Origin of the sequence: Rothia nasimurium (assembly GCF_928392795.1) — a bacterium.
Taxonomy (GTDB): domain Bacteria; phylum Actinomycetota; class Actinomycetes; order Actinomycetales; family Micrococcaceae; genus Rothia; species Rothia nasimurium_F.
This window is the reverse complement of record NZ_CAKMTJ010000002.1, coordinates 253106-277508: the sequence shown is the minus strand read 5'-3', so window position 1 is coordinate 277508 and position 24403 is coordinate 253106. Positions and strand designations below refer to the sequence as shown.

The 24403-nt window shown below is 57.3% G+C and carries 22 protein-coding genes; 12 read left to right on the top strand and 10 right to left on the bottom strand.

Translation table 11 applies throughout. The features are described 5' to 3' along the window. Positions 1-175: 175 nt before the first annotated feature. Positions 176-721: a hypothetical protein gene (locus tag L6963_RS04040; protein WP_237197654.1), complete on the top strand. Its 546-nt coding sequence runs from the start codon at positions 176-178 to the stop codon at positions 719-721. Positions 722-850: 129 nt separating this feature from the next. On the opposite strand, the gene tnpA is transcribed toward L6963_RS04040, so the two are convergent. Beyond that, a complete protein-coding gene (tnpA, locus tag L6963_RS04035; protein ID WP_237197652.1) occupies positions 851-1288 on the bottom strand; it encodes an IS200/IS605 family transposase in 438 nt (145 codons plus the stop codon). 66 nt (positions 1289-1354) lie between these two features. Here tnpA and L6963_RS04030 point away from each other — a divergent pair, with 66 nt between their 5' ends. Then, positions 1355-2542: an RNA-guided endonuclease InsQ/TnpB family protein gene (locus tag L6963_RS04030; protein WP_237197650.1), complete on the top strand. Its 1188-nt coding sequence runs from the start codon at positions 1355-1357 to the stop codon at positions 2540-2542. A 113-nt stretch (positions 2543-2655) separates the two neighbouring features. Here L6963_RS04030 and L6963_RS04025 read toward each other — a convergent pair whose 3' ends face one another. Both L6963_RS04025 and L6963_RS04020 read right to left on the bottom strand, forming a co-directional pair. Next, positions 2656-3336 (bottom strand): response regulator transcription factor, encoded by a 681-nt coding sequence (locus tag L6963_RS04025; protein WP_237207078.1) that lies wholly within the window; start codon positions 3334-3336, stop codon positions 2656-2658. Continuing rightward, positions 3337-4584 (bottom strand): sensor histidine kinase, encoded by a 1248-nt coding sequence (locus L6963_RS04020; protein ID WP_237207077.1) that lies wholly within the window; start codon positions 4582-4584, stop codon positions 3337-3339. A 184-nt stretch (positions 4585-4768) separates the two neighbouring features. On the opposite strand from L6963_RS04020, the gene phoU reads away from it, so the two are divergent. Then, on the top strand, positions 4769-5425 hold the full coding sequence (gene phoU, locus L6963_RS04015) for a phosphate signaling complex protein PhoU (RefSeq protein WP_237186984.1): 657 nt from the start codon (positions 4769-4771) through the stop codon (positions 5423-5425). 97 nt (positions 5426-5522) lie between these two features. On the opposite strand, the gene L6963_RS04010 is transcribed toward phoU, so the two are convergent. The 3 genes from L6963_RS04010 to L6963_RS04000 form a co-directional block, all read right to left on the bottom strand. Continuing rightward, the gene (locus tag L6963_RS04010) at positions 5523-6263 is read right to left on the bottom strand and encodes a phosphoglyceromutase (protein WP_135013359.1); all 741 of its coding nucleotides are present in this window, start codon (positions 6261-6263) and stop codon (positions 5523-5525) included. Between the two features lie 130 nt (positions 6264-6393). Then, positions 6394-6708, bottom strand: coding sequence for a DUF2516 family protein (locus L6963_RS04005; protein WP_237207076.1), 315 nt, complete (start codon positions 6706-6708; stop codon positions 6394-6396). Between the two features lie 12 nt (positions 6709-6720). Further along, entirely contained in the window at positions 6721-7902 is a 1182-nt protein-coding gene (locus L6963_RS04000) for a trans-sulfuration enzyme family protein (RefSeq protein ID WP_237207075.1), read from the bottom strand. 129 nt (positions 7903-8031) lie between these two features. Here L6963_RS04000 and tmk point away from each other — a divergent pair, with 129 nt between their 5' ends. The 6 genes from tmk (at position 8032) to L6963_RS03970 (ending at position 13724) form a co-directional block, all read left to right on the top strand. Next, the gene (tmk, locus tag L6963_RS03995) at positions 8032-8736 is read left to right on the top strand and encodes a dTMP kinase (protein ID WP_237207074.1); all 705 of its coding nucleotides are present in this window, start codon (positions 8032-8034) and stop codon (positions 8734-8736) included. Further along, the gene (locus L6963_RS03990) at positions 8733-9890 is read left to right on the top strand and encodes a DNA polymerase III subunit delta' (protein WP_237207073.1); all 1158 of its coding nucleotides are present in this window, start codon (positions 8733-8735) and stop codon (positions 9888-9890) included. The genes tmk and L6963_RS03990 overlap by 4 nt, the downstream gene beginning before the upstream one ends. A 33-nt stretch (positions 9891-9923) precedes the next feature. Then, positions 9924-10577: a YczE/YyaS/YitT family protein gene (locus L6963_RS03985; protein ID WP_237207072.1), complete on the top strand. Its 654-nt coding sequence runs from the start codon at positions 9924-9926 to the stop codon at positions 10575-10577. 152 nt (positions 10578-10729) lie between these two features. Next, positions 10730-12835, top strand: a complete 2106-nt coding sequence (locus L6963_RS03980; protein WP_237197632.1) for an alpha/beta hydrolase — start codon at positions 10730-10732, stop codon at positions 12833-12835. Positions 12836-12915: 80 nt separating this feature from the next. Then, positions 12916-13461, top strand: coding sequence for a hypothetical protein (locus L6963_RS03975; protein WP_237197630.1), 546 nt, complete (start codon positions 12916-12918; stop codon positions 13459-13461). A 2-nt stretch (positions 13462-13463) separates the two neighbouring features. After that, positions 13464-13724: a hypothetical protein gene (locus L6963_RS03970; RefSeq protein ID WP_237197629.1), complete on the top strand. Its 261-nt coding sequence runs from the start codon at positions 13464-13466 to the stop codon at positions 13722-13724. 145 nt (positions 13725-13869) lie between these two features. Here L6963_RS03970 and L6963_RS03965 read toward each other — a convergent pair whose 3' ends face one another. The 3 genes from L6963_RS03965 to manA all read right to left on the bottom strand — a co-directional run bounded on the left by L6963_RS03965 (position 13870) and on the right by manA (position 16856). Beyond that, a complete protein-coding gene (locus tag L6963_RS03965; RefSeq protein ID WP_237207071.1) occupies positions 13870-15234 on the bottom strand; it encodes a PFL family protein in 1365 nt (454 codons plus the stop codon). Positions 15235-15246: 12 nt separating this feature from the next. Continuing rightward, the gene (locus tag L6963_RS03960; RefSeq protein WP_237197627.1) at positions 15247-15516 is read right to left on the bottom strand and encodes an ACT domain-containing protein; all 270 of its coding nucleotides are present in this window, start codon (positions 15514-15516) and stop codon (positions 15247-15249) included. 140 nt (positions 15517-15656) lie between these two features. Continuing rightward, the gene (gene manA, locus L6963_RS03955) at positions 15657-16856 is read right to left on the bottom strand and encodes a mannose-6-phosphate isomerase, class I (protein ID WP_237207070.1); all 1200 of its coding nucleotides are present in this window, start codon (positions 16854-16856) and stop codon (positions 15657-15659) included. 139 nt (positions 16857-16995) lie between these two features. Here manA and L6963_RS03950 point away from each other — a divergent pair, with 139 nt between their 5' ends. The 3 genes from L6963_RS03950 (at position 16996) to L6963_RS03940 (ending at position 23058) form a co-directional block, all read left to right on the top strand. Continuing rightward, a complete protein-coding gene (locus L6963_RS03950; protein ID WP_237207069.1) occupies positions 16996-18399 on the top strand; it encodes a phosphomannomutase/phosphoglucomutase in 1404 nt (467 codons plus the stop codon). Positions 18400-18772: 373 nt separating this feature from the next. Further along, positions 18773-19582 carry an Abi family protein gene (locus tag L6963_RS03945; protein ID WP_237197624.1) on the top strand — a complete coding sequence of 270 codons (810 nt, stop codon included), beginning with the start codon at positions 18773-18775 and terminating at the stop codon, positions 19580-19582. Between the two features lie 122 nt (positions 19583-19704). Further along, on the top strand, positions 19705-23058 hold the full coding sequence (locus L6963_RS03940) for a type ISP restriction/modification enzyme (protein ID WP_237207068.1): 3354 nt from the start codon (positions 19705-19707) through the stop codon (positions 23056-23058). Positions 23059-23170: 112 nt separating this feature from the next. Here L6963_RS03940 and L6963_RS03935 read toward each other — a convergent pair whose 3' ends face one another. Then, positions 23171-24358 carry a globin domain-containing protein gene (locus tag L6963_RS03935; protein ID WP_237207067.1) on the bottom strand — a complete coding sequence of 396 codons (1188 nt, stop codon included), beginning with the start codon at positions 24356-24358 and terminating at the stop codon, positions 23171-23173. Positions 24359-24403: the final 45 nt, after the last annotated feature.

Here is a 24403-nt window from a genome sequence, read left to right as displayed (position 1 = left end):
CTCAGCGAACCTGTGCACTTCATTTACGCCCTTTTGCCTCGTTGATACAGACGTATCGTCGTTAAACCAGATAGAATGTGACCTGAACAGACCAAAAATTCCGTACCTCGGCGCGGAGCACACACACTTTCTCTGCCCCTCGGCAGACTACGACCCTACACAAGGAGCTAGAGCTGTGAAGAACACCGCTTCTTTGACCGTCAAGCGCGCCAGCGCCCTCGTTGCCATCGCTGGTGCCCTGCTGGCCACCACCGGTTGCACCTACACCAACCAGCCCGCTACCACCATCGTCTACTCCGCCTCCGACGGCCAGATGGCTAACCTGCTAGGCGAGAACAACCAGCAGGATATCCAGCTCCGCAACATCATGGTCATCGCAGCCGATGAGGCCTCACAGGGCCGCGTGCTGGGCACCATTCTGAACCAGACCGAGGAAGACGCCACCGTTACCCTGGCCTTCCCCACCGAAACTCTCACCGTTGAGGTTCCCGCTGGCCAGGAAGTCCGCCTGGAAAACGACGAGAACGAACTTCTTCTGGCTGAGGCCGGCGCTAACCCCGGTCTGCTGCTGAAGGACGTCGAAGTCTCCTCCAACGTCACCTCCAGCACCACTACCTTCAACGTTCCGGTTCTTGACGCCGCCCTGGAAGAGTACGCCCCCTACCTGCCCACCGCAGCGGCTACTCCCAGCGCTACCGAAACCGCTAGCAGCAACGGCTAATACCTTCTAGCCCAAAGCAGTGGGGCCGGGACTCAGCTACTTGAGTCCCGGCCCCACCTTTTTACTCTCTAGAGCGCCTGTTTAGCTGATGGGTGGTGAGAAACCCACGTCCGTCAGGGCGTGGATGAATCACCACAAAGGGTTCCCCGGCCCACGAGGCACCTGCCCCTGCTGCTGCACATAGACCCTCACCTTCTCCAAAGGCGCCCCGCCCGTTGAAGCTACAAAATACGACGGTGACCAAAAATGTTCACCCCATAAAGCCCGCTGCACTTCCTCAAACCCAGCAGCTCGCACCCGCTTAGCAGTGTTGGTCTTAATAGCCCCAATCAGGGTAGATAGAGAAACCTTGGGTGGGTATGTAATCAGCAGATGGGCGTGGTCTTGATCTGTATTGAACTCATCTACCACAACATCGAAGCGGTGGCAGACTTCCTTGGTGGTCTCTTCAATCAGAGCATGGACACGCTCGGTCATCACTTTTCTGCGGTATTTGGGGGTCAGGACAATATGAGCATGCAAATCATAGACCACATGCCTACCGCGCCTGTAATCATCTTTATTCACAGTGGTTTTCCTTATTGTAGAGTATATAATTCTAGATAGTATTTTACGGTAGGTTGGAGGTGAACAATGAGTAAGCGAGGATATAAAACGAGGATTTACCCAACCAGCGGGCAAGAACAAGACTTGGCGCGTGTCTTCGGCTGCGTCCGGTTCATCTTCAACCAGTACACCGCCTACCGAGACTACGAGTACGAGAACCAGGTGCTGCAGCGTAAGACCCACTCACAATTACGCTCTATCCTGACCGTCAGTAACAAAAAGACAGCTTTCCCCTGGCTTACACAGGCCCCGGCAGCTGCCTTGCAAGAGTCCTGCGCTCAGGCAAAAGATGCCTACGCTGCAGTGGTGAAAAAACGTGCCGCAGGCAAGAAAGCAAGAACCCCCAGACGCACTCGTAAAGGGGTGCAGTCATTTCGCCTACCTGGGGCCAACTCCTTCAAAGTCAAGGTTTATGACGCCAAGCATGGGAAGTTCAAGCTCTATATCCCCAAGGTTGGCTGGGTCAAAGGCAAAGCAGGGCGCAATGTAGAGAACGCCACCAGCCTTACCATCAGCAAAGATAGCACCGGCAAATACTGGGCCTCTTTTATCCTCGAAGCCCAGCACCACACTGTCACCCCCGCCCAGGCTGCCAGTATTGACCTGGGGCTTACCCACCTTGCCACTATTACCACTACTAGCGGGCAGCGATACAAGATTGACACCCCACAGTTTTACCAGAAAAACCAGCGCAAACTTACCCGTGCTCAACGCAAGTTTGCTCGCACCAAGAAAGGCTCAAACAACCGTACAAAAGCTGCCATTGCTGTAGCTAAAATCCACCAAAAAATCCGCAACCAGCGCAATGACTACCTGCATCAACTCACCTCTACTATCACCCGTGAAAACCAAACAGTGGCAGTAGAAACACTGAACATTACAGGGCTGTCGCGCACCCGGTTAGGGAAATCAATCAATAACGCTGCCTGGGCAATGCTGGTAAGCATGTTGGAATACAAACTAGCTACCGCCGGTGGAAGGCTTATCAAGATTGATAGGTTCGCCCCTACCACCCAGACCTGCTCTGTTTGCGGGGCCCCAGGTGGGAAGAAAGCCCTGAACATCAGGGCCTGGCAATGTCAGGAATGTGAAACCTGGCTTGACCGTGATTACAATGCGGCGGTTAATATCATGCTCGCGGCAGGGCTTGCCGAGAGCCTAAACGCTTGTGGAGAGGATGTAAGACGTCAGCTTGCTGGCGCTGTCCTTGTGTGAAGCAAGAACCCATCGAGAACTAGCCTGTGGTGGTGATGGCCGGTGATGAACTCGCCTGGTCGGAATCGCGGGTTAGTTGGTAGGAAGCCCCTCCCGTGAGGGAGGGGAGGAAGTCACGGTTCAAACTTGTAGCCCAGGCCGCGCACGGTGACCACGTAGCGCGGGGACGAGGGGTCGGGCTCAACCTTGGAGCGCAGGCGCTTAATATGCACATCAAGGGTCTTGGTATCGCCCACGTAGTCAGCACCCCAGACCCGGTCGATTAGCTGCGAGCGCGTCATCACGCGTCCTGCATTCCGCAGCAGCATCTCAAGCAGCTCAAATTCCTTGAGGGGCATGGCTACGGTTTCGCCGGATACGGTTACCACGTGGCGCTCAACGTCCATGCGGACCGGGCCGCCCTCGATCGCCCCGGCATCGTGCTCTTCAGATTCGCCCTGGCGGCGCAGGACGGCGCGGATGCGGGCGATGAGCTCACGGGAGGAATAGGGCTTGGTGACGTAGTCGTCCGCCCCCAGCTCTAGGCCCAGAACCTTGTCTATCTCTGAGTCCTTAGCGGTCAGCATGATGATGGGAACCGCGCTGGTGGCGCGAATCTGCTTGCAAACCTCGGTGCCGGACTGGCCGGGGAGCATGATGTCGAGGAGCACCAGGTCTGCGCCGTTTCGCTCGAACTCGACCACGGCGTCCAGGCCGTTATCGACCACCTGCACCTCAAAGCCCTCACGACCCAGCAAAAAGGCCAGGGGCTCGCTCAGCGCCTCTTCGTCCTCAACCACTAAAATACGGGTCACTTACTTTGTTTCCTTCGCGGTCTGTGCCGACCCCGCAGAGCGCGGCACTGTGTGGATGTTGTGGTCTGTTATCTGGGTAAGCGAGCCCGTCGGCGGGTGCTCCCCCAGCAGGTCTTGTTCGGTTTCTTCATCAACACTGGGCAGGGCAATGGTGAAAGTTGAGCCGGAACCGGGTTGGGACCAGAGGGTCACCTCGCCACCGTGCTGACCCACAATGTGCTTCACAATGCTCAAGCCCAGACCCGTGCCCCCGGTCTGACGCGAACGCGCCGGGTCAACCCGGTAGAACCGCTCGAAGATGCGGTCCTGTTCGTCCTCGGGAATGCCCGGGCCCTGGTCTTTCACAGAGATTCTAACAGTGTCACCCTTCACAGCCATACCGATGCCTACCTTGGTGTTCTCGGGCGAGTAACGAATGGCGTTCTCGATCAGGTTGCGCAGGGCGGTCCCCAGCAGCTCGGGGTCGCCGTGGACCGGGCGGGGGGCCTTTCCGCCTACCAGAAGTTCAATGTTTTTACCCTCGGCTGTGAGGCGGTTACGGTCGACCGATTCAGCAACCACCTGCTCAACGTCGACCAGGGTGGAGCTCAGCACCATATCGGCTGACTGTAGGCGGGAGAGCTCAATGACGTCCTGCACAAGTGCCGCTAACCGCCGGGACTCTTTCTTGAGCTTGCCCGAAAAGTAGAGCACCGACTCGGGGTCGTCCGCCGATGACTCGATGGCCTCAGCCATAAGTCCAACCGCCCCTACCGGGGTTTTTAGTTCGTGCGATACGTTGGCTACGAAGTCGGTGCGGACGGTCTGAGCGCGGGTAATTTCGGTGCGGTCATCGGCCAGCACCAAGATATATTCATCGCCTACCGGAGCCACGCGCAGGTCAATGACCAGGCGGCTCTGGTCGTAAAAGCCGCGGGTTAAGATAATTTCTTTTTCAACGATGATGCCCTTGGACCGCACCGCGTCGATCATCTCTAGCAGCTCGTCAGAGACCACTGTATGCCCGCGTACCAGGCCTAAGGCGTAGGCGCCCGGAGAAGCCTGCACCACGCCGTCCACAGCGTCCACCACCATGTAGGCGCGGCCAATGACCGCCAGCACCTCGGCGGCACCATCGCTAATGGTCGGCTCTTCAACGTCGGCCCAGCGAGCGCGCTGACGCTCACTCCGTTGCACGGCGAGCATGCTCACCACGCCGATGAGGAGCCCCAGCACAGCGGCAGACAAAGCAATCACAGTAGGGTTCACATCTACCAGCTTAGAGCCTACAGGCCCCGTCCCACGCCCCTCAGACCCCCAAATATACCGGGGTTCAACTAACGTTTACCCAACCATGTGCTTGTGTTCATGTGACCTTGGCACTCTAAAGGGGTAGCCATGGGCAGGAGTCTGCCCGGCACCCCACACTTCCCCAGATGGAAAGGACGCGCACGTGCGCAAAGTCTTCCAAGCCGAACTACAGCACGTCGGCGAAGAGCTGATTCATATCGCTACCCTGGTCCAGGAGGCTCTCGGCCGCGCTTCGGACGCCTTCTTGCAGGCCGATATTCAAGAAGCCGAAGAGGTTATCACCAACGATGCCCGCATCGACTTCATGCAAAACGAACTCGATGAGCGCGCTATCGACATTCTGGCCCTGCAGGGCCCGGTAGCCTCCGACCTACGCATGATTGTTGGCGCCCTGCGCATGAGCTCCTCCCTGGAACGCATGGGCGACCTTGCCCGCCACGTCGCCCAGGTTGCCCGCATGCGCTACCCCGAGCACGTCCTGCCCGAGTCCATCGTGCCGGTCTTCCGCGAAATCATTGAGCTTGACCAGAAGATTATCGCCAGCGTCATCAGTCTGCTTGAGACCCGCGAGCTCTCCCATACCCAGGACATCATCAAGAACAAGATGCGCATCAACGAACTCCACGTTGAGGTCTTCAACCGCATGGCAGCCCCCGACTGGGGCCAGAACGCCCAGGTCACCGTTGACGTTACCCTGGCCTCCCGTTACCTGGAGCGCTTTGGCGACCACGGTGTGTCGGTAGCCCGCAAGGTCACCTACCTGGTCACCGGCGACTGGAACGCCGTCCCCAGCATCTAGGCTGGTAGGTACCATCTCCGTCAGAAGGTACCACTTAAATCAGAAAAACCCACCTAGTTGGTGGGTTTTTCTGATTTAAGTGGTACCTACCGGGGATTTACTTCTTACCCTGGTTAGCAACAGCCTTGATGGCGTCCTTAGCAGCCTCGGGGTCGAGGTACTCACCGGGGCCAACAGGCTTGAAGTTCTCGTCGAGCTCGTAGTAGAGGGGAATACCGGTGGGGATGTTCAGACCGGCGATGTCCTCATCTGAGATGCCTTCGAGGTTCTTGACCAGGGCACGCAGGGAGTTACCGTGGGCAGCAACCAGAACGGTCTTGCCAGCTTTCAGGTCTTCCTTGATGTCTGACTCCCAGTAGGGCAGCATGCGCTCGAGGACGTCCTTCAGGCACTCGGTGCGGGGAGCGTTCTCGATGTCTGCGTAGCGGGGGTCGTTCGCCTGGGAGAACTCGTCGTTGTCGTCGAGGGCCGGAGGCGGAACGTCGTAGGAGCGACGCCAGGTCATGAACTGCTCTTCACCGTAGGTTTCGAGGGTCTGAGTCTTGTCCTTGCCCTGGAGCGCACCGTAGTGACGCTCGTTCAGGCGCCAGTTGCGCTTGACGGGGATCCAGTGGCGGTCAGCGGCATCGAGAGCCAGGTTGGCGGTGTTGATGGCGCGGCGCTGCAGGGAGGTGTGGACGACATCGGGGAGGATGCCGCGTTCCTTCAGCAGTTCGCCACCGCGGGTGGCTTCGGCGCGACCCTTCTCGGTCAGGGCAACGTCTACCCAGCCGGTGAAGAGGTTCTTTTCGTTCCATTCTGATTGCCCGTGACGGAGCAGTACCAATTTGTAAGTCATACTCCCTATTATCCCACTCCCAACCCCCAAAGCAAAGATAAACCCACACATATTCACGGAATACCCGGTCTTTTCCGGGGGTTTCTTCGTGAATATGTGTGGGTTTTTCAGACCTTAACGCAAGCTGCGGCTAGCGGCGGCGCACCGCTACGGCGGGGCGGACGTCCGCGAGGAATACGCCCACGGCGGTTGCGGCAATGAGCTGCATGAAGACAGACCCGCCACCGACGGCCATGGACTGCCAGACCATCAGTACAGAGAAAGCAGCCGAGGCAGCGGTCACGCCAACCCAGAAGCCCTTGGTACGTTTGAAGGCGCTCTGGTAGGCGTAGCTTGAAGCGCGGGCGGCCTCAATCAGCGCGAAAATCGACAGGGCGGCAACTACCAGGGCCAGGGCAAGGCCCACGTAGTAGGTAACCAACACAATCAGGTCAATAGGGGTCATGGCGTCCGTTCGCTACTTGAGGTTTTCTAGGGCCTGCGCCAGGTCGTTGTAGAGGTCATCGACGTTCTCGATGCCTACCGACAGGCGCAGCAGTGACTCGGGGATTGAGTGGGGCTCTGAGCCGTGGCGGCGGCGGCGTTCAATCAGTGATTCTACGCCACCGAGGCTGGTTGCGGGCGTCCAGATGTTCAGGGCCTTGACCACGCGGTCGGTTTCTTCGGCGGTGGCGTCCAGGGTGATGGAGAGGATTGAGCCGAAGGTGCGCATCTGTGCGGACGCCCGTTCGAAGCCGGGGTCGGTGGGTAGGCCGGGGTAGCGCACGGCCTTGACCGCGGGGTGGGTCTGCAGGCGCTGGGCCAGTTCGAGGGCGTTAGCGGCGGCGCGTTCAACGCGCACACCCAGGGTACGGACGCCACGCAGACCCAACCATGCCTCGAAGGGGCCGGCGATAGCGCCGTTGGTAGTACGGTGGGCCTGCATGGCTTCGCGCAGGGTCGGGTTAGAGGTGACGGTGATACCCAGCAGCACATCGGAGTGACCGGCGATGGACTTGGTGGCAGAGTGGACAACCACATCGGCGCCCAGGGCCAGCGGGTTCTGCCCCAGCGGGGTGGCGAAGGTGTTGTCAACGGCAGAAACAATGCCCAGGCGCTTGGCGGCACCGAGGACGGCGGGCAGGTCGGCGACCTCCATCATGGGGTTGGTGGGGGACTCCATCCACAGCAGCACCTTGGGGGCAGCGTAGTTGACGGTCTCGGGGGTGACGCCCGCGGCAGCAGCGGCCTTTTCGAGTTCGGCAATGACGGACTCGGTGTTTTCGATGTCCAGGCGCACCACGGTGGTGATACCGCGAGCTTCAAGGCGCTTGGCCATAGAGACTGAGGCCATGTAGGTGTGCTCGGGCAGCAGAATGATAGAACCTACGGGTACCAGATCCTGCACAGCCGCAACAGCTGCCATGCCGGAGGCAAAGACCAGACCGGGTAGCTCTGCCCCTTCGAGGTCAGCGACGACCTCTTCGATGCCGTCCCAGGACTGGTTGGAGAAACGGGCGTAGGTGTTGAGGTCTGAGGGGCCTGTCTGGCGGAAGGTGGACGACATGGCAATCGGCGGGTTCACGGGAGCCAGGTCGTCGTGGGCGGGGCGGCCGCCGGCCACCAGGCGGGTTTCGGGTGAGAGGTTCTGTTCAGTCATAGATTCAACGATACGCGCAGCACTAGGCCCAGTGCCAGGGGTACGCCACAGGGTGACATATGGGACGGGCTAGAGAGTAGTCTCGGGTAGACCGGACGGCAGGCGCAGCGCCTTGGTAGGCTTATACCCGTGACCCACGCACTTTCTTACACCCCAGAAGCCGACCCGGGCGTCCGCACCCTCCCGGCGGACGCGAGCAGCGCGGCCCGCCCCTACCCCGGCACCTTTATCGCCTTCGAAGGCGGGGACGGCTCGGGCAAAACCACCCAGATTAAACTCCTGGCCGAGGCCCTCACCCAGCGAGGCTACTCGGTGCTGGTCACCCGCGAACCAGGCGGAACCGACATCGGTGAGAAACTCCGCGCGCTAGTTCTTGAGCACGGCAACGGCGAGATTGACCCCCACACCGAGGCCCTGATTTTTGCTGCCTCCCGCGCGGCCCACGCCCACCAGAAAATCCTGCCCGCCCTTGAAGCCGGGCAGGTGGTGCTCTGTGACCGCTACATCGACTCATCAGCCGCCTACCAGGGGGCAGGCCGCGGCCTGGGCATTGACACCGTAGTCGACCTCAGCCGCTGGGCCACCTCTAATCTGCTGCCCAACACCACCATTCTGCTCGATGTGCCCCTGGCCGAAGGACGCTCCCGCGCAGGCGCCCGGGGGGCTGCCGACCGCATGGAATCGGCAGATGACGCCTTCCACCGCACCCTACACGCCACCTTCCAGCAGCTAGCCGACGCCAGCCCCGAGCGGTACACCCGCATTGACGGCGCCCGCCCGATCGAGGACGTCCACGCCGACGTGCTGGCAGCAGCCCTGGGGAGTATCGCATGAGCGTCTTTGACACCCTCACCGGCCAGCTCGACGTACGCGCCCAGCTCACCCGCGCCGCCGCCGAAGAGAAACCAACCCACGCCTGGCTCTTCACCGGCCCTCCCGGTGCGGGACGCTCCACCGCTGCCCTAGCCTTCGCCGCCGCCCTGCTCTGCGACCAGCCAGACCCGGCTGCCCGGGGCTGCGGGCACTGCCGCTCTTGCCAGACGGTGCTCAGTGGCTCCCACGCCGACTTCCTGCACTTCACCACCGAAAAGACAACCATCACCATCGAAGAGGCCCGCGACTTCGTGGTCAAAGCCCAAGATCGCCCCGCGGTAGGGCGCTGGCGCGTCATGCTCATTGAGGACGCCGACCGCATGCCCGAGCGCACCTCCAACGTGCTACTCAAGGCTATTGAAGAGCCCCCGCCCTACACCATCTGGCTGCTCACCGCTCCCTCGCCCGCGGACGTCCTGGTTACCATTCGCTCCCGCTGCCGCCCGGTCAAGCTACGCCTGCCCTCGGTGGCGGACGTCGCCGCCCGGCTTCTTGCCGACGCGCAGGCCCGCGGGGAGAACCTAGAACCCCAGCAGGCAGATTTCGTCGCCCGCCTAGCCCAGGGCAACCTGGAGGTCGCCCACAAGCTAGCCACCGACGCAGAAGCCCGCAAACGCCGCAGCACCGTGGTGCAGATGCCCATTACCCTGCGCTCCATCGCCGCCGCCATGGAAGCAGCCGACGACCTCATCACCATCGCCGAGGCAGAAGCCGAAGCCGATGCTGAGGTCCGCAATGAGGCGGAACGCTCCGCCCTGCTCACCGCCCTGGGCTACGAGGACGGCGAAAAGCTCTCCCCCACCCACCGCGCCCAAGTACGCCAGCTTGAAGAAGATCAGAAACGCCGCGCCAAGCGCATTCAGACCGACACCCTCGACCGTTTTCTAGCCGACATTCAAACTGTCTTCCGCGATGTGCTGACCGTGCAGCTCTCCACCGGGGCAGAGATTATCAACGCCCACCTGGCCGACGATATCTACGCCTACGCCGAGCGCACCAGCCCCGAGCGCACCCTAGCCCACCTCGATACGGTCGCTACCACCCGCCGCCGCATCCGCACCAATGCCGGAGCCCGTCTGGCTTTTGAGGCCATGATGACCAGCTTTATCGCCTAGCTCCCTGCCCTTCTCCTGCCAGAAAGCACCCACATGGCCCAGTCCGCTCCCCGTCCGCTTGCCCACCTAGGGCCCCTACAGCAGCTACGCGCAGGCAAGCTTACCCTGCGCCTGCCTCTGCTCGTGGTGGGGCTGGTGGGCTTCGGGGCCTCCTGCGCCCTGCTCATTAAGGCAGGCCTGGGTGCCCTGGGCTGGGATGTGCTCACCCTGGGCCTGATGGAAATGACCGGGCTCAGCTACGGGGTCCTGACCATCGCTACCTCTTTTGTGGTGCTGCTCTTCTGGCTGCCCCTCAAGGAAATGCCGGGCCTCGGCACCCTGGCTAACGCTGTTTTGGTGGGACTCTCAGCTGATATAGCTATGGATCTGATTCCCGATCCCACCGGGGTTCTCGCTCAGTGGGTCTATCTGGCGGTTGGCATTCTGGCCTTTTCCTTTTTTGACGCCCTCTACCTGGGGGCCCAATTCGGCTCCGGCCCGCGCGACGGTCTGATGACCGGGCTGGTGAGGGTTACCGGCCGGCCCGTCTGGCTAGTGCGCACCGTGCTTGAGGTGACCGTGGTGGCAGCCGGTATCGCCATGGGCGGCCACTTCGGTGTGGGTACCCTGCTCATCGCCTTTACCGTGGGGCCCCTCATCGGCTGGTTCCTGCCCTACGTGACGGTGCCGCTCACCCCTGGTAAGTAGCCAATCAGCAGAGAATCTACTGCTGCCTCAACGCCAAAATTATAGAAAAATGGGCTGCATCCGCAAGTAGGTTACGGTGCGGGTTCTGGCTACTCGGTGAATGTTATCTTTGAATAAACTGAAGCTGATTAAAGCAACTAGGAGATTTTGCAGTGTCAACTCTGGGTAATTTTTCGCAGGCCACTAATTCACCTACCGCTTTTTCTGTGGGAGTTTACCCGAGTGATTGGTCACTTTTTGATACCGGCGATCCAGCCCCGGGACACCCATTTGAGTGGCATTGTATTTCTGCAATGTGGCGCGATAAGGCGCAGGCACTTGACACAGCTGTTGTCTCTTTCAACACTACGGCATCTATAGCTGGCAAGGGCTACCAGATGCGCTATGTGAACGAGTCCTTGAATGCGGGTGCGCTTTTCACCGGCCATGCTAAAGCCGAACTACTGCGCATGAGCGAGGTCGCGCAGAGGTGGGCTGGCATTATGGCGCGCTTACAGTCACGCGCCCATACAGCCCACCGTATAGCCACGCAAGCCCAGGAGCAGATTGATGAGCTATCAGCCAAAGTTTCTTTTCTCTCTGCCGATATTGATTTTTTGGAGGCAGGCTCTGAAAGGGCGGAGGCTCAGCAGCAGTTACGAAGGGTTAGCGGACAACTGGAGGATGCCCAGGATGTCTTGGAGCAACAGCGTCAGGTGATACGGGAACTAGCCAGTGAGTATAGTGCAGCGGCTGCTACAGCACAGGGTTCCTACCTGCTAACACCTACAGGTGACCTTGTGGCCCGAGTGAGGGGCGCGCGTGGGGCCTTCACCCCTTCCCTCGCGCGGGCCTCTGGTGAAGTTAGCCTATTTGATTTGTCTGCAGAAACCATGCGAAGCAGACCACCGGTTTCAGCCAAAACATTAGCTAATCTAGCTAAAAAGGCTTATGAAAGCCCGGATGCTCTCAAAGAGTACCTGGCTTCTTTGGCTCAGCTTAGTCCTGCTGAGATTGCAGATTACGCGGCAGCTTACCCGGAATTAGCACGTTTACCGGTGGCGGTTTCACACCAGGGCAAGGATAACGCCCTGGTGGTGCGAGACTGGTGGAATGCTGATGGGTTCCAGGAGTTTGGCCTGACGGCTACTCAGCGTGCTGCCCTGGTAACGCATATGCCGGGGTTTGTTGGCAACCTTGAGGGGGTGCGCTACAGCGATAGGGACGCAGCCAACCGGCTGCTACTCGACTTCTATTTGGCTCACCCGGAGCTGACCTCAGAGCACGCTCAGAAGGCTCTGAACAGGGTGCAATGGGCGCTTGAGTACGAGCAAAACGGTGTTCGGCGTAGCCTCATCAATCTTGATCTGAGCCTGATGAATACGGAAACCTACGTGGATCCACGCGGTCAAACCAAGAAGCTCGACCTTGAGGCTACCGATGATGTGCTCATAAGCCTTGCCTACGGTGATTTGGATGAGGCTGATGCGGTGACGATTCTGAACCCGGGCATGCTCAATCACACCTACGCCAGCTTGGATCCCGATGGTGGTGATATGGCGCGTATGGGCCAGAGCATCTACCAGGATCAAAAAATAGCCTATAAACGCCATCCATCGCAGGTTGAACATGCGATTATCCTCAATCTCAACTATGTGACCCCTCAGGGGTTGGATGTGCTGAGCATGGGAGACGCCCGCCGGGCTGCTGAACGTAACGCCAATTCTGTGGATGCTCTCAACGTTCTGGGCAACTCTTTCTCCCTTGAGGAGCAGAACCGCAAGGTGTACTTGTGGAATCATTCCTACGGTTCCACCACCGCCGGGGAGACAATCCACAAGGTGCAGACTCCTGTTCAGGCTTACTATAATGTGGGTTCAGCGGGGTGGGTTAGATACTATGATGCTGCTCTGTTTGAGCACCTGGCTAAAGACGATCAGGGCCGGCCGCAGATGTACAGTGCCCTAGCCGATGCTGATTGGGTTGCCCAGCTTGGTATCAACTCCAGCTTACGTTTGGATCCCCGCACTTTCGAAAATAGTTTTGAGGTCTCAGCTGAGGTTTCTGCTGATGGTGAGGGCATGGCGGTGCAGGGCCACGATGTTCATCCCAAGGGTGGCGTGGGCTATAACACCCCTGGTTCTACCACCTATAGGGCTGGGATTTATATTACTACCGGGCAGGTTGACGAGATTCCTGCCGGGGATATCCGGTTCACCCCTGATGAACAGCCTTCTGCTCCTCAGCCCCTAGATGTTGATCCAAAAAGGAACGACTAGTGAAAAACCAACTAAGAGCAGCAGCCTCGTTGCTAGTTCTTCTTACCGTATCAGCCTGTTCCACCCATCAAGGAGGCCCCGTGGAAGACTCAGAACGCTACATCCAAGCACCCGTCCAAGACATCATCGACGAATGGATGACCTACCGCAACGGCAGCATCACCGCCAGCGGCAACGCCCCCTACTACTATGACGGGGCAGAAACCTCAGCCGTTGACCCAACCAGCACCGATATGCGCTACGATCTTCCCGGCACTCATTGCTACCTGACCGAAGACGACAACGAATCTGCGTACGCCACCCTCCATGTCTCAACAGCCCTCCAAGAAACTGATCCTGTCAATATTGACCAGGAGCTAGAGAAAGTCGCCAACTACTGGCGTAGCCAAGGCACCACTGACATCGCCTACACCGTCGTGGGAAAACATGAAAAGCAGATCAGCGCTATTACGCCCCTGAGTACCCGTCTGATTTACTCCGTCTACTACAAAGAAGGCCGTCTCATGCAGATGCTGCGGATGGACTCCCTCTGCGCTAAAGAATTCGGAGGCAACAGCCCCAGCTACCTAGGAGACTTCAACGAACGCTTCAACACCACGCCCACACCCACGCCCAGCCAGGAGTAGTTATGTCTTTAGAAATACATTTTGATCAGCTTCAAGAAGCTATTAGTTCATTTGAGGCTGGTAACAGAGCCTTTGCAGAGTCCGCATCGCTACCAGCGGCACAGACCACCCATGGTAAAGATGCCCTAGTAGAGGCACATAGTCTCGCGATGAGCGAGCTTGATACTTTACTCAGCACCGGTACCAACAATTTTGATCAAATACGCTCAGCTACCCAAGCGATTTTTGATGGCTTCAAAGCGGCAGACCAGGCTGGAGCCTAGAAGCACATCCAAGTATTAAGTGGGTCCGCAAGCACTCGTTGGGCTTTCAAAGCCAGCGAAACACAACAGGGGTGCTTTCTAGCCGGGGCGAGATTCGCCCGGCTAGAAAGCACCCCTGTTGGTCTACCTCAACTAACCACAGTCGCTAGTTGCGGAAGCCGTGCACCGGAGAAGGAATACGCCCGCCACGGGCCACAAAGACCTCAGCCGACTCGGGGTGGGCAGGCATGACGGGGGCGCGGCCCAGCAGACCACCAAACTCCACCATCTCGCCAACCTCCAGGCCAATCGCCGGGATAACGCGCACCGCGGTGGTCTTGTGGTTCATGACGCCGATGGCTGCTTCATCGGCAATCATGGCCGAAATCGTGGCGGCAGAAGTATCGCCGGGAATGGCCACCATGTCCAGGCCCACGGAACAAATCGCGGTCATGGCTTCGAGCTTATCCAGGGTAATCTTGCCGGCAGCAGCGGCCTCAATCATGCCGATATCCTCAGAAATCGGAATGAAGGAGCCTGACAGGCCACCCACGTGCGAGCAGGCCATGAGCCCACCCTTCTTCACCGCGTCATTGAGCAGAGCCAGGGCAGCAACAGTGCCGTGGGTACCCACCGATTCCAGGCCCATCTCTTCGAGCACGTGGGCTACCGAGTCGCCCACCTCGGCGGTGGGGGCCAGGGAAAGATCGACGATGCCGAACTCCACGCCCAGGCGCTCAGCGGCCAGGGTGCCCACCAGCTGGCCCATGCGGGTAATCTTGAAGGCCGCCTTCTTAATGGCCTCAGCACAGTCGTCGAAGGACGCCCCGCGCACCTTCTCCAGAGCCCGCTTGACCACACCGGGGCCAGAGACGCCCACCGAGATAACGGTATCGGCCTCCTGCACCCCGTGGAAGGCACCTGCCATGAAGGGGTTGTCAGAGACAGCGTTGGCAAAGACCACCAGCTTGGAGCAGCCAAAGCCGTGGGCCTCAGCAGAGCCCTCAGCGGTCTCGCGAATAACCTCACCCATGGTGCGCACGGCGGTCATATTGATACCGGCACGGGAAGAGCCGATGTTCACTGAAGCACAGACCACGTCGGTTTCGTTGAGGGCACGCGGGATAGAGCGCATGAGCTTCTCATCGGCCGGGGTAGCGCCCTTATCAACCAGGGCGGTGAAGCCACCGATGAAGTTAACGCCCACGGCCTTGGCAGCAGCGTCCAGGGTCTTGGCGAACTCAACGTAGTCCTCGTCGTTTGAGGCACCCGCTACCAGGGCAATTGGGGTCACCGAGATGCGCTTATTGATGATGGGGATACCGAGTTCAGCCTCAATGCCCTCAGCCACCTCGACCAGGCGGGCTGCCCGGGAGGTAATTTTGTCGTAAATCTTCTGGCGGGCCACAGCGCCGTCAGAGTCGGCACAGTCCAGCAGAGAGATGCCCATGGTAACCGTGCGGATATCGAGCTTGTCTTCCTCGATCATCTGCAGGGTCTCAAGAATGTTACCGGAACGGTCACTAAACATAGTCGGTAACTCCTAGAGGGTGTGCATGGCCTGGAAGATGGCGTCAGACTGAATACGAATCTGCACGCGCTGCTCTTCTTCAACCGACTTCATAGCCTCTTGCAGGTCGGTAATCGACTGGGCAGAATCGTCAAAGCTGCCCTGCAGAATCATGGTGAAGTAGCCCTGCATGAGGGTCTGCGACAGGTTCTCGATGTTAACCTTGCGCTCAGCGAGCTTGGTGGTGACACCGGCAATGATACCTTCGTGGTCAAGGCCGGTGACAGTCAGAATGATTTTCATGGGCTTCCTTGTAGGAGTTATCGGCCCTTCCCCCGGCTAGGGGATAGAGCGCCGGACGTCGTCCCTACCTACTTTACCCAGCTCTCCCCCGCACCTGCTCTAGATGACGGAAAGGCGCCGCGCGGCGGTGTCCTTCCGCCTTAGCGCTGGGCTGCGATGTAGAGTTCGCCTGCGCCGGTGACGGTCACCTCGGTGGGCTCGCCCACGTACATAACCGACTGGGTGCCGGTCAGGGTAAAGGTCTTGACCTCGTCGCTGACCACAACGGTGCCACCTGCACACAGGGCGGTGGCTACACCGGCCAGGGGCAGGGTGATGGTTTCGCCCTCTTCAACGACCAGGTGGGTGACAGACAGGCGTTCATCCCACATGGAGTACTCGGCGGCCTTCTCGCTGGTAGGGGTAGGACGCTGGATAGTAGGTGCGCCCTGGCCCTCACCGAGGATCTTAATGAGTTCTTCCTCATCAATGTGCTTGGGGGTAAGGCCGGCACGCATGACGTTATCTGAGGGGTTCATCAGCTCAATAGCAGTACCCGAGACGTAGGCGTGCACCTGGCCGTCGGGGGTGTAGGCAGAGTCGCCGGGGGCAAGGTAGACCAGGTTCATGACCAGAGCGACCAGCAGGCCGCGGTCGCCGGGGTACTTGCTATCAATCAGGGTTACTAGCTCGGCAACACCGGCGGCGGTTGATTCGCTACCGGGAACTTCACCGTTCTTGGCTACCCAGGTACGCGCGGACGCAACGGTCTGCTCGACAGCTGCCGCGGCGGCGTCCTGCGGCATGCGGATAATGACGGTGAGCAGCTCCTTGGCGGTCTTAGCCGCGCCCAGGGCCCCGGTGAGCCAGGGCAGGGAGAAGTGCTCGGCAATAGCGCGCAGCTCTGCGAACTCGCGCACGCCGGTCAGGATGCGCATGGGCGACAGGGCGATGACGGTTTCGGGCTTAGAGAAGCGATCCTTGTAGTTACGGGCCGGGTCGTCAAGGGCGATGCCGCGGGCGTTCTCGTCCGCAAACCCAGCCTGGGCCTGCTCATCGGTGGGGTGCACCTGAATCGACAGGGGGGATTCAATGGCAAGAATCTTGAAGAGGAAGGGGAAGGTATCGCTGGTGCGCTGCGGGTTGAGGAAGCGGGCAGGCTGCTCGCCCACCAGGGCATCGAGCGGGAAGGCGCCGCCGTCCACGTGAGCTACGGAGGGGGCGGACGCGTGCGCGCCCACCCACAGCTCAGCCTCCGGCTGATCGGTGGGGGCGGGGACGCCGCGCATAAGGGCCAGTGTCTCGTAGGAGCCCCAGGCGTAGTTCTGAATCGGATTATCTAAAGAAAAAAGTTCACCCATAGGCACCATCAAACCATGCTCCAGCCCCACCTTGGGTCAGTTTATGGCCCAGAAAGCTGGTGTTTATCGCCATAAATCACACAGGAAATCTGTCTGAACACTGTCTAAACAGGTCACGGGGCAACTAGACTTACCTTTCGTGAATACTATTGATTTAACCGCATCTTTTAAGGCTTACGATGTTCGCGGCATCGTGGGCGAAACCATCACCGCCGAGACCGTTCGCGCAACCGGCGCAGCTTTCGTAGACGTTCTCGGTCTGGCTGGCCAGGACGTTCTGGTGGGCGCTGACATGCGCCCCTCCGGCCCCGAGTTCATGGCTGCTTTCGCTGAGGGCGCTACCGCCCGCGGCGCTAACGTCATCAACATCGGCCTGATCTCTACCGACGAGCTCTACTTCGCCTGCGGCGTTGAGAACGCTGCCGGTGTCACCTTCACCGCCTCCCACAACCCTGCCGAGTACAACGGCATGAAGATGTCTAAGGCAGGTGCTGTTCCCCTCTCATCAGAGTCCGGTCTCTTCGATATTCGTGACCTGGCCCAGAAGTACCTGAACGAGGGTGAAATTCCCGCCGTTGATACCCCGGGTTCTGTAACTGAGAAAGACGTCCTCAAGGCCTACTCAGAGTACCTGCGTAACCTGGTTGACCTCTCGGGCATCCGCCCCCTCAAGGTTGTTGTGGACGCCGGTAACGGCATGGGCGGCATGACCACCCCCGCTGTACTGGGCGACTCCATTCTGCCCGGCCTGCCCCTGGAAATCGTGCCCCTCTACTTCGAGCTGGACGGCACCTTCCCCAACCACCCCGCCAACCCCCTGGAGCCTGCCAACCTGGTTGACCTGCAGAAGGCTGTTGTTGAGCACGGTGCAGATATCGGCCTGGCTTTCGACGGCGATGCCGACCGCTGCTTCGTCATCGATGAGAAGGGCGAGCCCGTTACTCCGTCCGCTATTACCGCCCTGGTAGCTGAGCGCGAGATTGCCCGCGCCAAGGCCGAAGGCAACGACGAGCCCGTGATCATCTACAACCTGATTACCTCCAAGGCTGTGCCTGAGCTGGTTGAGAAGCTGGGCGGACGCGCTATCAAGACCCGCGTGGGCCACTCCTTCATCAAGGCTGTTATGGCTGAAGAGTCTGGCGTTTTCGGTGGCGAGCACTCCGCTCACTACTACTTCAAGGACTTCTTCAACGCCGATACCGGCATGCTGGCTGCCATGCACGTACTGGCTGCCCTGGGTGAGGGCGAGCAGCCCCTTTCTGAGCTGGGCGCTGCCTACTCCCCCTACGTCCCCTCCGGCGAAATCAACTCTGAGCTGGAAGACAAGGCCGGTGCTATCGCCCGCGTTGCCGAGTACTTCGGCGATACCGTTGAGGTATCCGATATGGACGGCACCACCTTCGAGCACAAGACCGAGGGCTGGTGGGCCAATCTGCGCCCCTCTAACACCGAGCCCTTCCTGCGTCTGAACCTTGAGGCCCCTGACCAGGCCACCATGGAGCGCGTGCGCGATCAGATCCTGAAGATTGTGCGCGAGGGCTAACCCCAAGCACCTCCACTTTGTACCAGCTCCTGCCCACTTTTCAGGCTTAAAGTGAGCAGGGCGCGGTACAAAAGGTAAAAATAAGGACGCCCGCCCCGCTTTCCTGCCATACGGCAAGGAAGGTGGGGCGGGCGTCCTTTGCTAACACAAACAGACGCAGCTAGACCGGGTTAAGGGCTATAGGGGTCATAAAATAAAGAAAGCCCTCACAGGACTCAACCTGCAAGGGACATTTCTCAATAAATATACCGGAGTCTCTTAGATACCAGCAGAACACTGGTGGCTCGGTCTCTGTAGCCCAGACTATCAGAAACTAGACTAAACTGCTATATACCACTAGCTGTACAGATATTGTCGAGAAGATCCTAATCTAATGACTTTTAACTTCGAGGACTACATAGCTTCAGAGCGGTTTGCTCCCTACAGATCTTTTTCTTCATCTCTAGAATCCCAGCGGGCACTTTACTTATGGAACTGTGAGTTATCCCTAGAGATGAGTAAAGCTATAGGGCATGCTGAAATATTCCTAAGAGAGTCTATCGATCAACAGCTCAGACGATGGAACCGTCTCCAGCCTGCAATAAACGGATCTACTCATAATCAAGCAGGTCAGCCCTTACATCATAGTGACCCTCGACGCCGGGCAGCAGGTGGTTCAGAAGAATGGCTAAAACACCCCTCACAGAAGCTGGCCAACCTGCTCCTATCAAAACGAGGGAACAGAATCGTCTCCGAATATGACAGCGCTTATACAAGAGCTCAAAAAGATCTTAATGCTCGGGTCCTTTCTCACCCACGCCACGGTGCACCTATCACTCATGATGATGTTCTTGCGCATATAACGTTAGGCACTTGGAAGCGTCTTTTACCAGATGGGCGCCTTAACACCAGCGCTCCGTTGAAAAGTCATCAGGTTCGCACCAAGCGCTCCCAGCTGGATTTATGGGAACAGGCCCTCTGCAAGGCTTTCCCCTACGAGCCAAACCCCTACGTCGTCTCATATCGGCTAACCCAGATACATATTGCCCGCAACCGAGTTGCCCACCACGAGAGCCTACTCAATACCAACGTACGCGAGATTCATCGCGCAACGGTGAGACTTGTTGCTTCAATCCACCCCGATTTGGGTAGCTGGTTAGCTAACGAATCCCAAGTTATCGAGTGCTGGAAGAACCATCCTTAAATTGATAAGCCCCCTAGACAAGAACTACTGCAACTCATTCCTTACTCTTGAATATATGCGCTACCCTTGAGAGTGATAATCATAGTTATGTGATGTATCACCAATAGGTTAAAGGATTTGGTATGCCTACACGCCCGCATAGTTTCAACACCGCTGTTGAAACCTACATTGAAAAGATCAGTCGTCTAAAGCATGAAATTGAGTTAGACAACCGTGTGAGTCCCGAAGATCAGCTGAAACTCCCTGTTGCGAACTTTCTAGAAAATGCTGGCGAGCTTTTGGGGCAGACGGTCCACACTTCGACAGAGCATCGACAGGTTTCTGGCGATATTGTAGAGGGGGTCAGGCTAGATATAGCCGTTAAGAAAAACAATGGGCCGCTAATAGGGCATGTAGAGCTCAAATCTCCTTCAAAAAGTGCTAACCCACAGAAAAAGATTGGCTGGAGCGCCCACGACAAAACACAGTGGAAAAAGCTGGCCAATCATCCTAACCTGCTCTACTGTAACGGTTTCGAATGGTCACTAATGAGGCAAGGCTCCAATACGCCCTTGGCCCATGTAGATCTAGACCCTTCGAAAACCGGCAATGACGCGCAAGAACAAGCTAATGCTCTCGAAAGTCTACTAAAGCAGTTCCTTCGCTGGACTCCCATCGTGCCCTCAAAGCCGAAAGACCTTGCACAACAGCTAGCTCCCCTTACCGCTTTTCTCAGAGATTCTGTTCTCGATACTCTCGCAGTTGCGACGGAAGGCCGTGGATTACCTGTTCTCTACAAAAACTGGAGCACTAATCTCATGCCAGGAGCTACTCACAAAGAGTTCTCTGATAGCTTCGCTCAAACATTTACCTACGCACTTTTGTTGGCGCGTATTGAGTCAGAGCTGAATAGTGAAGATTTCAGTGTTAATGCTATTAGCGACTCGCTCAGAAAGAATGGCCATAAGCTCATTGCATCAGTTCTCCAGCTGATGAGTCAGGAGTCCTACCGAAAAGATGTTGAGGGGCCTATCACCCTGCTTGAAACCACCATCGGTGTAATCGATAAAAACCAGTTTTCCCGTTCGATAGATCCCTGGCTTTACTTCTACGAAGACTTTCTTGCAGCTTACGACCCTAAAATGCGCAAAGATGCAGGCGTATATTACACCCCTATCGAAGTTGTAAATCTGCAGGTACGCCTTTTAGACGATATTCTGAAAACACGCTTTGGGCGTCATGAAGGTCTAGGGTCAGAAGACGTCAGCATCCTTGACCCTGCTGTTGGCACAGGTGCCTACCCACTTGCGGTTGCAAATCATGTGCTAGCTCATTCAGAAACACGTCAGATTGATGCACGAAGCTTGGGGAGCAGGCTCTACGGGTTTGAGTTACTAATGGGTTCTTATTCAGTTGCTCATTTGCGCCTAACGCAGGCTCTTGAGCAGTACGGAGCTAACCTCGATGAAGGCGCCAATATATACCTAACCAATACGCTCACAGATCCAGGTACCATCTCGGCAGATAACGAGCAGATAGAAATTTGGGAAGTTCTAAACCAGATTAATGAGGAAACCCGAAAAGCCGGAATAGTTAAGAGCGACCGAACCAAGATTCGAGTTATTCTCGGCAACCCTCCCTATGACCGTGGTTCTCGAGAAAAAACTCTCGGTACCGGGTCCGACAATTTTCCTAACATTGTTCTCCAAGAGGTCCGAGGGCGCCAGCCATTATTAGAAGATTTTATTAGTCCTCTTAAAAAAATTGGTGCCGGAGGGCAAGCAAAGAATCTCTATAACAGTTATGTGTATTTTTTCCGGTGGGCTATCTGGAAAGCCTGTGAGCAGCATAGAGATAATGCTGGCGTAGTCTCTTTTATTACTTCTTCCTCTTACCTACGTGGTCCAGGTTTTGCTGGGATGCGTGAATATATGCGTAAAGTGTTCGATGAAATCTGGGTAGTGGATCTTGGAGGTGAGGGACGTGGTGCGCGCCGAGAAGAGAATGTTTTCAGTATTCAAACCCCGGTAGCTATTTTCTTCGGTATTCAGCATGAGAAAACTTCAACCGGCTCAGTAAAAAGGCACTCAGATAGACTCGCGCAAAAAGCGAAAATCCATTATCTAAAAATTAATGGCACTCGTCAGCAGAAACTCAAGCAACTAGCAGAAATCAACGTGCCAGAACATGACACCAAATGGTCTAGCGTGGTTGCAGCTGATTGGAATGCCCGATTTGTTGCAGATAGTACGGAGTCCCTTGAAAAATTTGTCCCCCTAGACTGGGTATTCCCCTGGTCTCATTCTGGAAATAAGGCAGGGCGGCGCTGGGTCATTGCACCAGCTAAATCCGCTCTACAGAATAGATTATCTCTGTTACAAAGATCAGACACCCAAGGCCAAGAACTATTTGATGAATCTCCATCCGGGAGAAAGTATAAAACTACTTCAAAGTCTGATTTAATACCAGGATCAGTTTCAACTACTCCTATTTATCTTGATGATGCTTTACCTGATATGCAAATCCAGAGATATGGATATAGATCTTTTGACAGACAATATCTAATAGCAGACCACAGGGTAATAGATAGGCCAGGGCCAAGTTGGAACAACTACAGTGGAAGCCAGGTATATTTCTCTACCCTCTCGACGACCCCTTTGAGTCAGGGCCCTGCACTGACCGTATCGCCGTATGTCCCTGACCTAGATTATTTCCGAGGATCTTTTGGAGCAAAAAATATCTATCCTCTCTACCGGTCCAGCACCCAGGACAATCCCAATATCTCAGCTTCTCTCCTTAAGGTACTAAAGGAAAAATATAAACAAGATGTTACTGCTGAAGAAATCGCCCATTATGCCTTCGGAATCATGGGTACAGGTGCTTTTGTAGAGAAGTATTTAGAAGAACTTACCGAGTCCGCACTCAGAGTTCCTTTCACAGCAAGTTATGAACTCTTCCGTGAGGTAGCTCAGTTTGGTGAACTCCTTATCTTTGAGCAAACGTGGGGCGAACGTTGCGCAGGAGAACTCAACCAATTTGGCCAGCAGATGCGGCGTCGTTTTACCGGTCAGGCAAAGCTCAAGCATGCAGTAACGCCTTCAAAGTACCCCGAAAACTGGCAGTATGATGCTGAAACCAAAGAACTTGTTGTAGGAGACGGAGTATTTGCTGCCGTACCTGAGAGCGTAATGAAATATAGCGTCTCTGGCATGCCTGTTGTCAGCTCGTGGTTAGGCTACCGTATGAAAAATCCCTCGGGGAAGTCATCCTCCCCGCTAGACAGGATTCAAGCGACGCAGTGGTCTTTCGATCGCGAACTTTTGGAGCTCCTATGGCAAGTGGAGTTCTTTACCGCCGCAGAAGAAGCTGGTCATTCACTCCTCGATAGAGTTGTCAGTAGCAAGATTATCCCCGTGACTAGCTTTGTAGAACCCACTGCCGATGAGAGAAAAGCACCTTCTCAGAAGAAAATTATTTCTGAGGATACTATTTTTTAGGTGAAGAGCGCTACAAATCAAATAGATTTTTAGGAAAGGACGCCCGCCCCGCTTTCCTGCCATACGGCGAGGAAAGCGGGGCGGGCGTCCTTTTATCTACCCTTGGGCCAGCTTAGGCGGCGCGAGCCTGGTCGTGCAGCATCCACTGGTCAGGGCCAAAGATCTCGTACTGAATCTGAGTGCCGGGCACGCCAGCTTCAACCAGCTGGGAGCGGACGCCCTGCATGAAGCCCAGGGGGCCGCACAGGTAGGCAGAAGCGTTAGCGGGCACGTTGAGCTCAGCCACGTTGACGCGGCCCTCGAAGTCGCCCTCGCCGTCCGCCTCGATGAAGGAGACCAGGCGGCCGTTCTCGAGCTTCTCAACGTAGGCGGTCATCTCATCGCGCAGGGGCCAGGTGGCGAAGGAGCGGTCGGCATGTACAACAACGACCTCGCGCTTGGAGCCGGATGCGGCCAGCTCCGAGAGGAAAGCGATCATGGGGGTAACGCCGATACCGGCGGAGAAGAGGTAGAGGGGCTGGGACTCGTCGTCTCCAAAACCGCCCAGGGTGACATCACCGTAGGGGTTGGAGACCTCGACGATAGCGCCGACCTCGAGCTCGTGCAGGATGGGGGTCATTTCACCGGCGGTGTCGAGCTTGATGGCAACGCGGCGCTGGTTCTTCTCGGCAGGCAGCAGGGTGAACTGGCGGGCCTGGCGCAGGCCGTCCTTGGCCTTGGTGACGATGGAAACGTACTGGCCGGCAATGGCGTCGGTCATGGCGACGGCGTTGGCGGGCTCGAAGGTAAGGTCGAGCACGTTCTCGCCGGTTTCCTTGCGCTCTACCAGGCGGAAGGGGGCGAACATAACGTCGTTGGCCTGGGAGGCATAGAGGCCCTTTTCGAGCTTAATGAGGGCGTCGGCCATGAGCCAGTAGACCTCGGTCCAGGCTTCTGCGATTTCGGGGGTCAGAATATCGCCCAGGTTAGCGGCAATAGCCTCGAAGAGGTACTTGTAGACGGTGGGGTATTCTTCTTCGCGCAGACCCAGGGAGGCGTGCTTGTGGGCAACGCGGGAAAGCACCTCGTCGGGGTACTTGTCGGGGTTGGCCAGGATGTAGGAGGCAAAGACCGCGATGGAGCCGGCTAGGGCCTTAGGCTGGGTGCCTTCGAGCTGGGATGAGCGGGAGAACATGCCGTCGAGCAGGTCGGGGCGGGCGGCGAACATGCGCTGGTAGAAGTCGGGGGTGATGTCGTTGATTCGCTCGGCGATGACGGGCAGGGTTGCCTCGATGACGGGGCGGGACTTTGCTGAGAGCACGGCTCCTCCTTGGTGACAGAGTGTTGTTAAACTACCATCAATTTA

What these genes read in the sequence shown, in the direction of transcription:
- L6963_RS04030 (WP_237197650.1), top strand. Translation starts at nt 1,355, where the DNA reads ATGAGTAAGCGAGGATATAAAACGAGGATTTACCCAACCAGCGGGCAA.
- L6963_RS04010 (WP_135013359.1), bottom strand. Translation starts at nt 6,263, where the DNA reads ATGACTTACAAATTGGTACTGCTCCGTCACGGGCAATCAGAATGGAAC.
- L6963_RS04005 (WP_237207076.1), bottom strand. Translation starts at nt 6,708, where the DNA reads ATGACCCCTATTGACCTGATTGTGTTGGTTACCTACTACGTGGGCCTT.
- L6963_RS04000 (WP_237207075.1), bottom strand. Translation starts at nt 7,902, where the DNA reads ATGACTGAACAGAACCTCTCACCCGAAACCCGCCTGGTGGCCGGCGGC.
- L6963_RS03990 (WP_237207073.1), top strand. Translation starts at nt 8,733, where the DNA reads ATGAGCGTCTTTGACACCCTCACCGGCCAGCTCGACGTACGCGCCCAG.
- L6963_RS03985 (WP_237207072.1), top strand. Translation starts at nt 9,924, where the DNA reads ATGGCCCAGTCCGCTCCCCGTCCGCTTGCCCACCTAGGGCCCCTACAG.
- L6963_RS03970 (WP_237197629.1), top strand. Translation starts at nt 13,464, where the DNA reads ATGTCTTTAGAAATACATTTTGATCAGCTTCAAGAAGCTATTAGTTCA.
- L6963_RS03965 (WP_237207071.1), bottom strand. Translation starts at nt 15,234, where the DNA reads ATGTTTAGTGACCGTTCCGGTAACATTCTTGAGACCCTGCAGATGATC.
- L6963_RS03960 (WP_237197627.1), bottom strand. Translation starts at nt 15,516, where the DNA reads ATGAAAATCATTCTGACTGTCACCGGCCTTGACCACGAAGGTATCATT.
- manA (WP_237207070.1), bottom strand. Translation starts at nt 16,856, where the DNA reads ATGGGTGAACTTTTTTCTTTAGATAATCCGATTCAGAACTACGCCTGG.
- L6963_RS03945 (WP_237197624.1), top strand. Translation starts at nt 18,773, where the DNA reads ATGACTTTTAACTTCGAGGACTACATAGCTTCAGAGCGGTTTGCTCCC.
- L6963_RS03940 (WP_237207068.1), top strand. Translation starts at nt 19,705, where the DNA reads ATGCCTACACGCCCGCATAGTTTCAACACCGCTGTTGAAACCTACATT.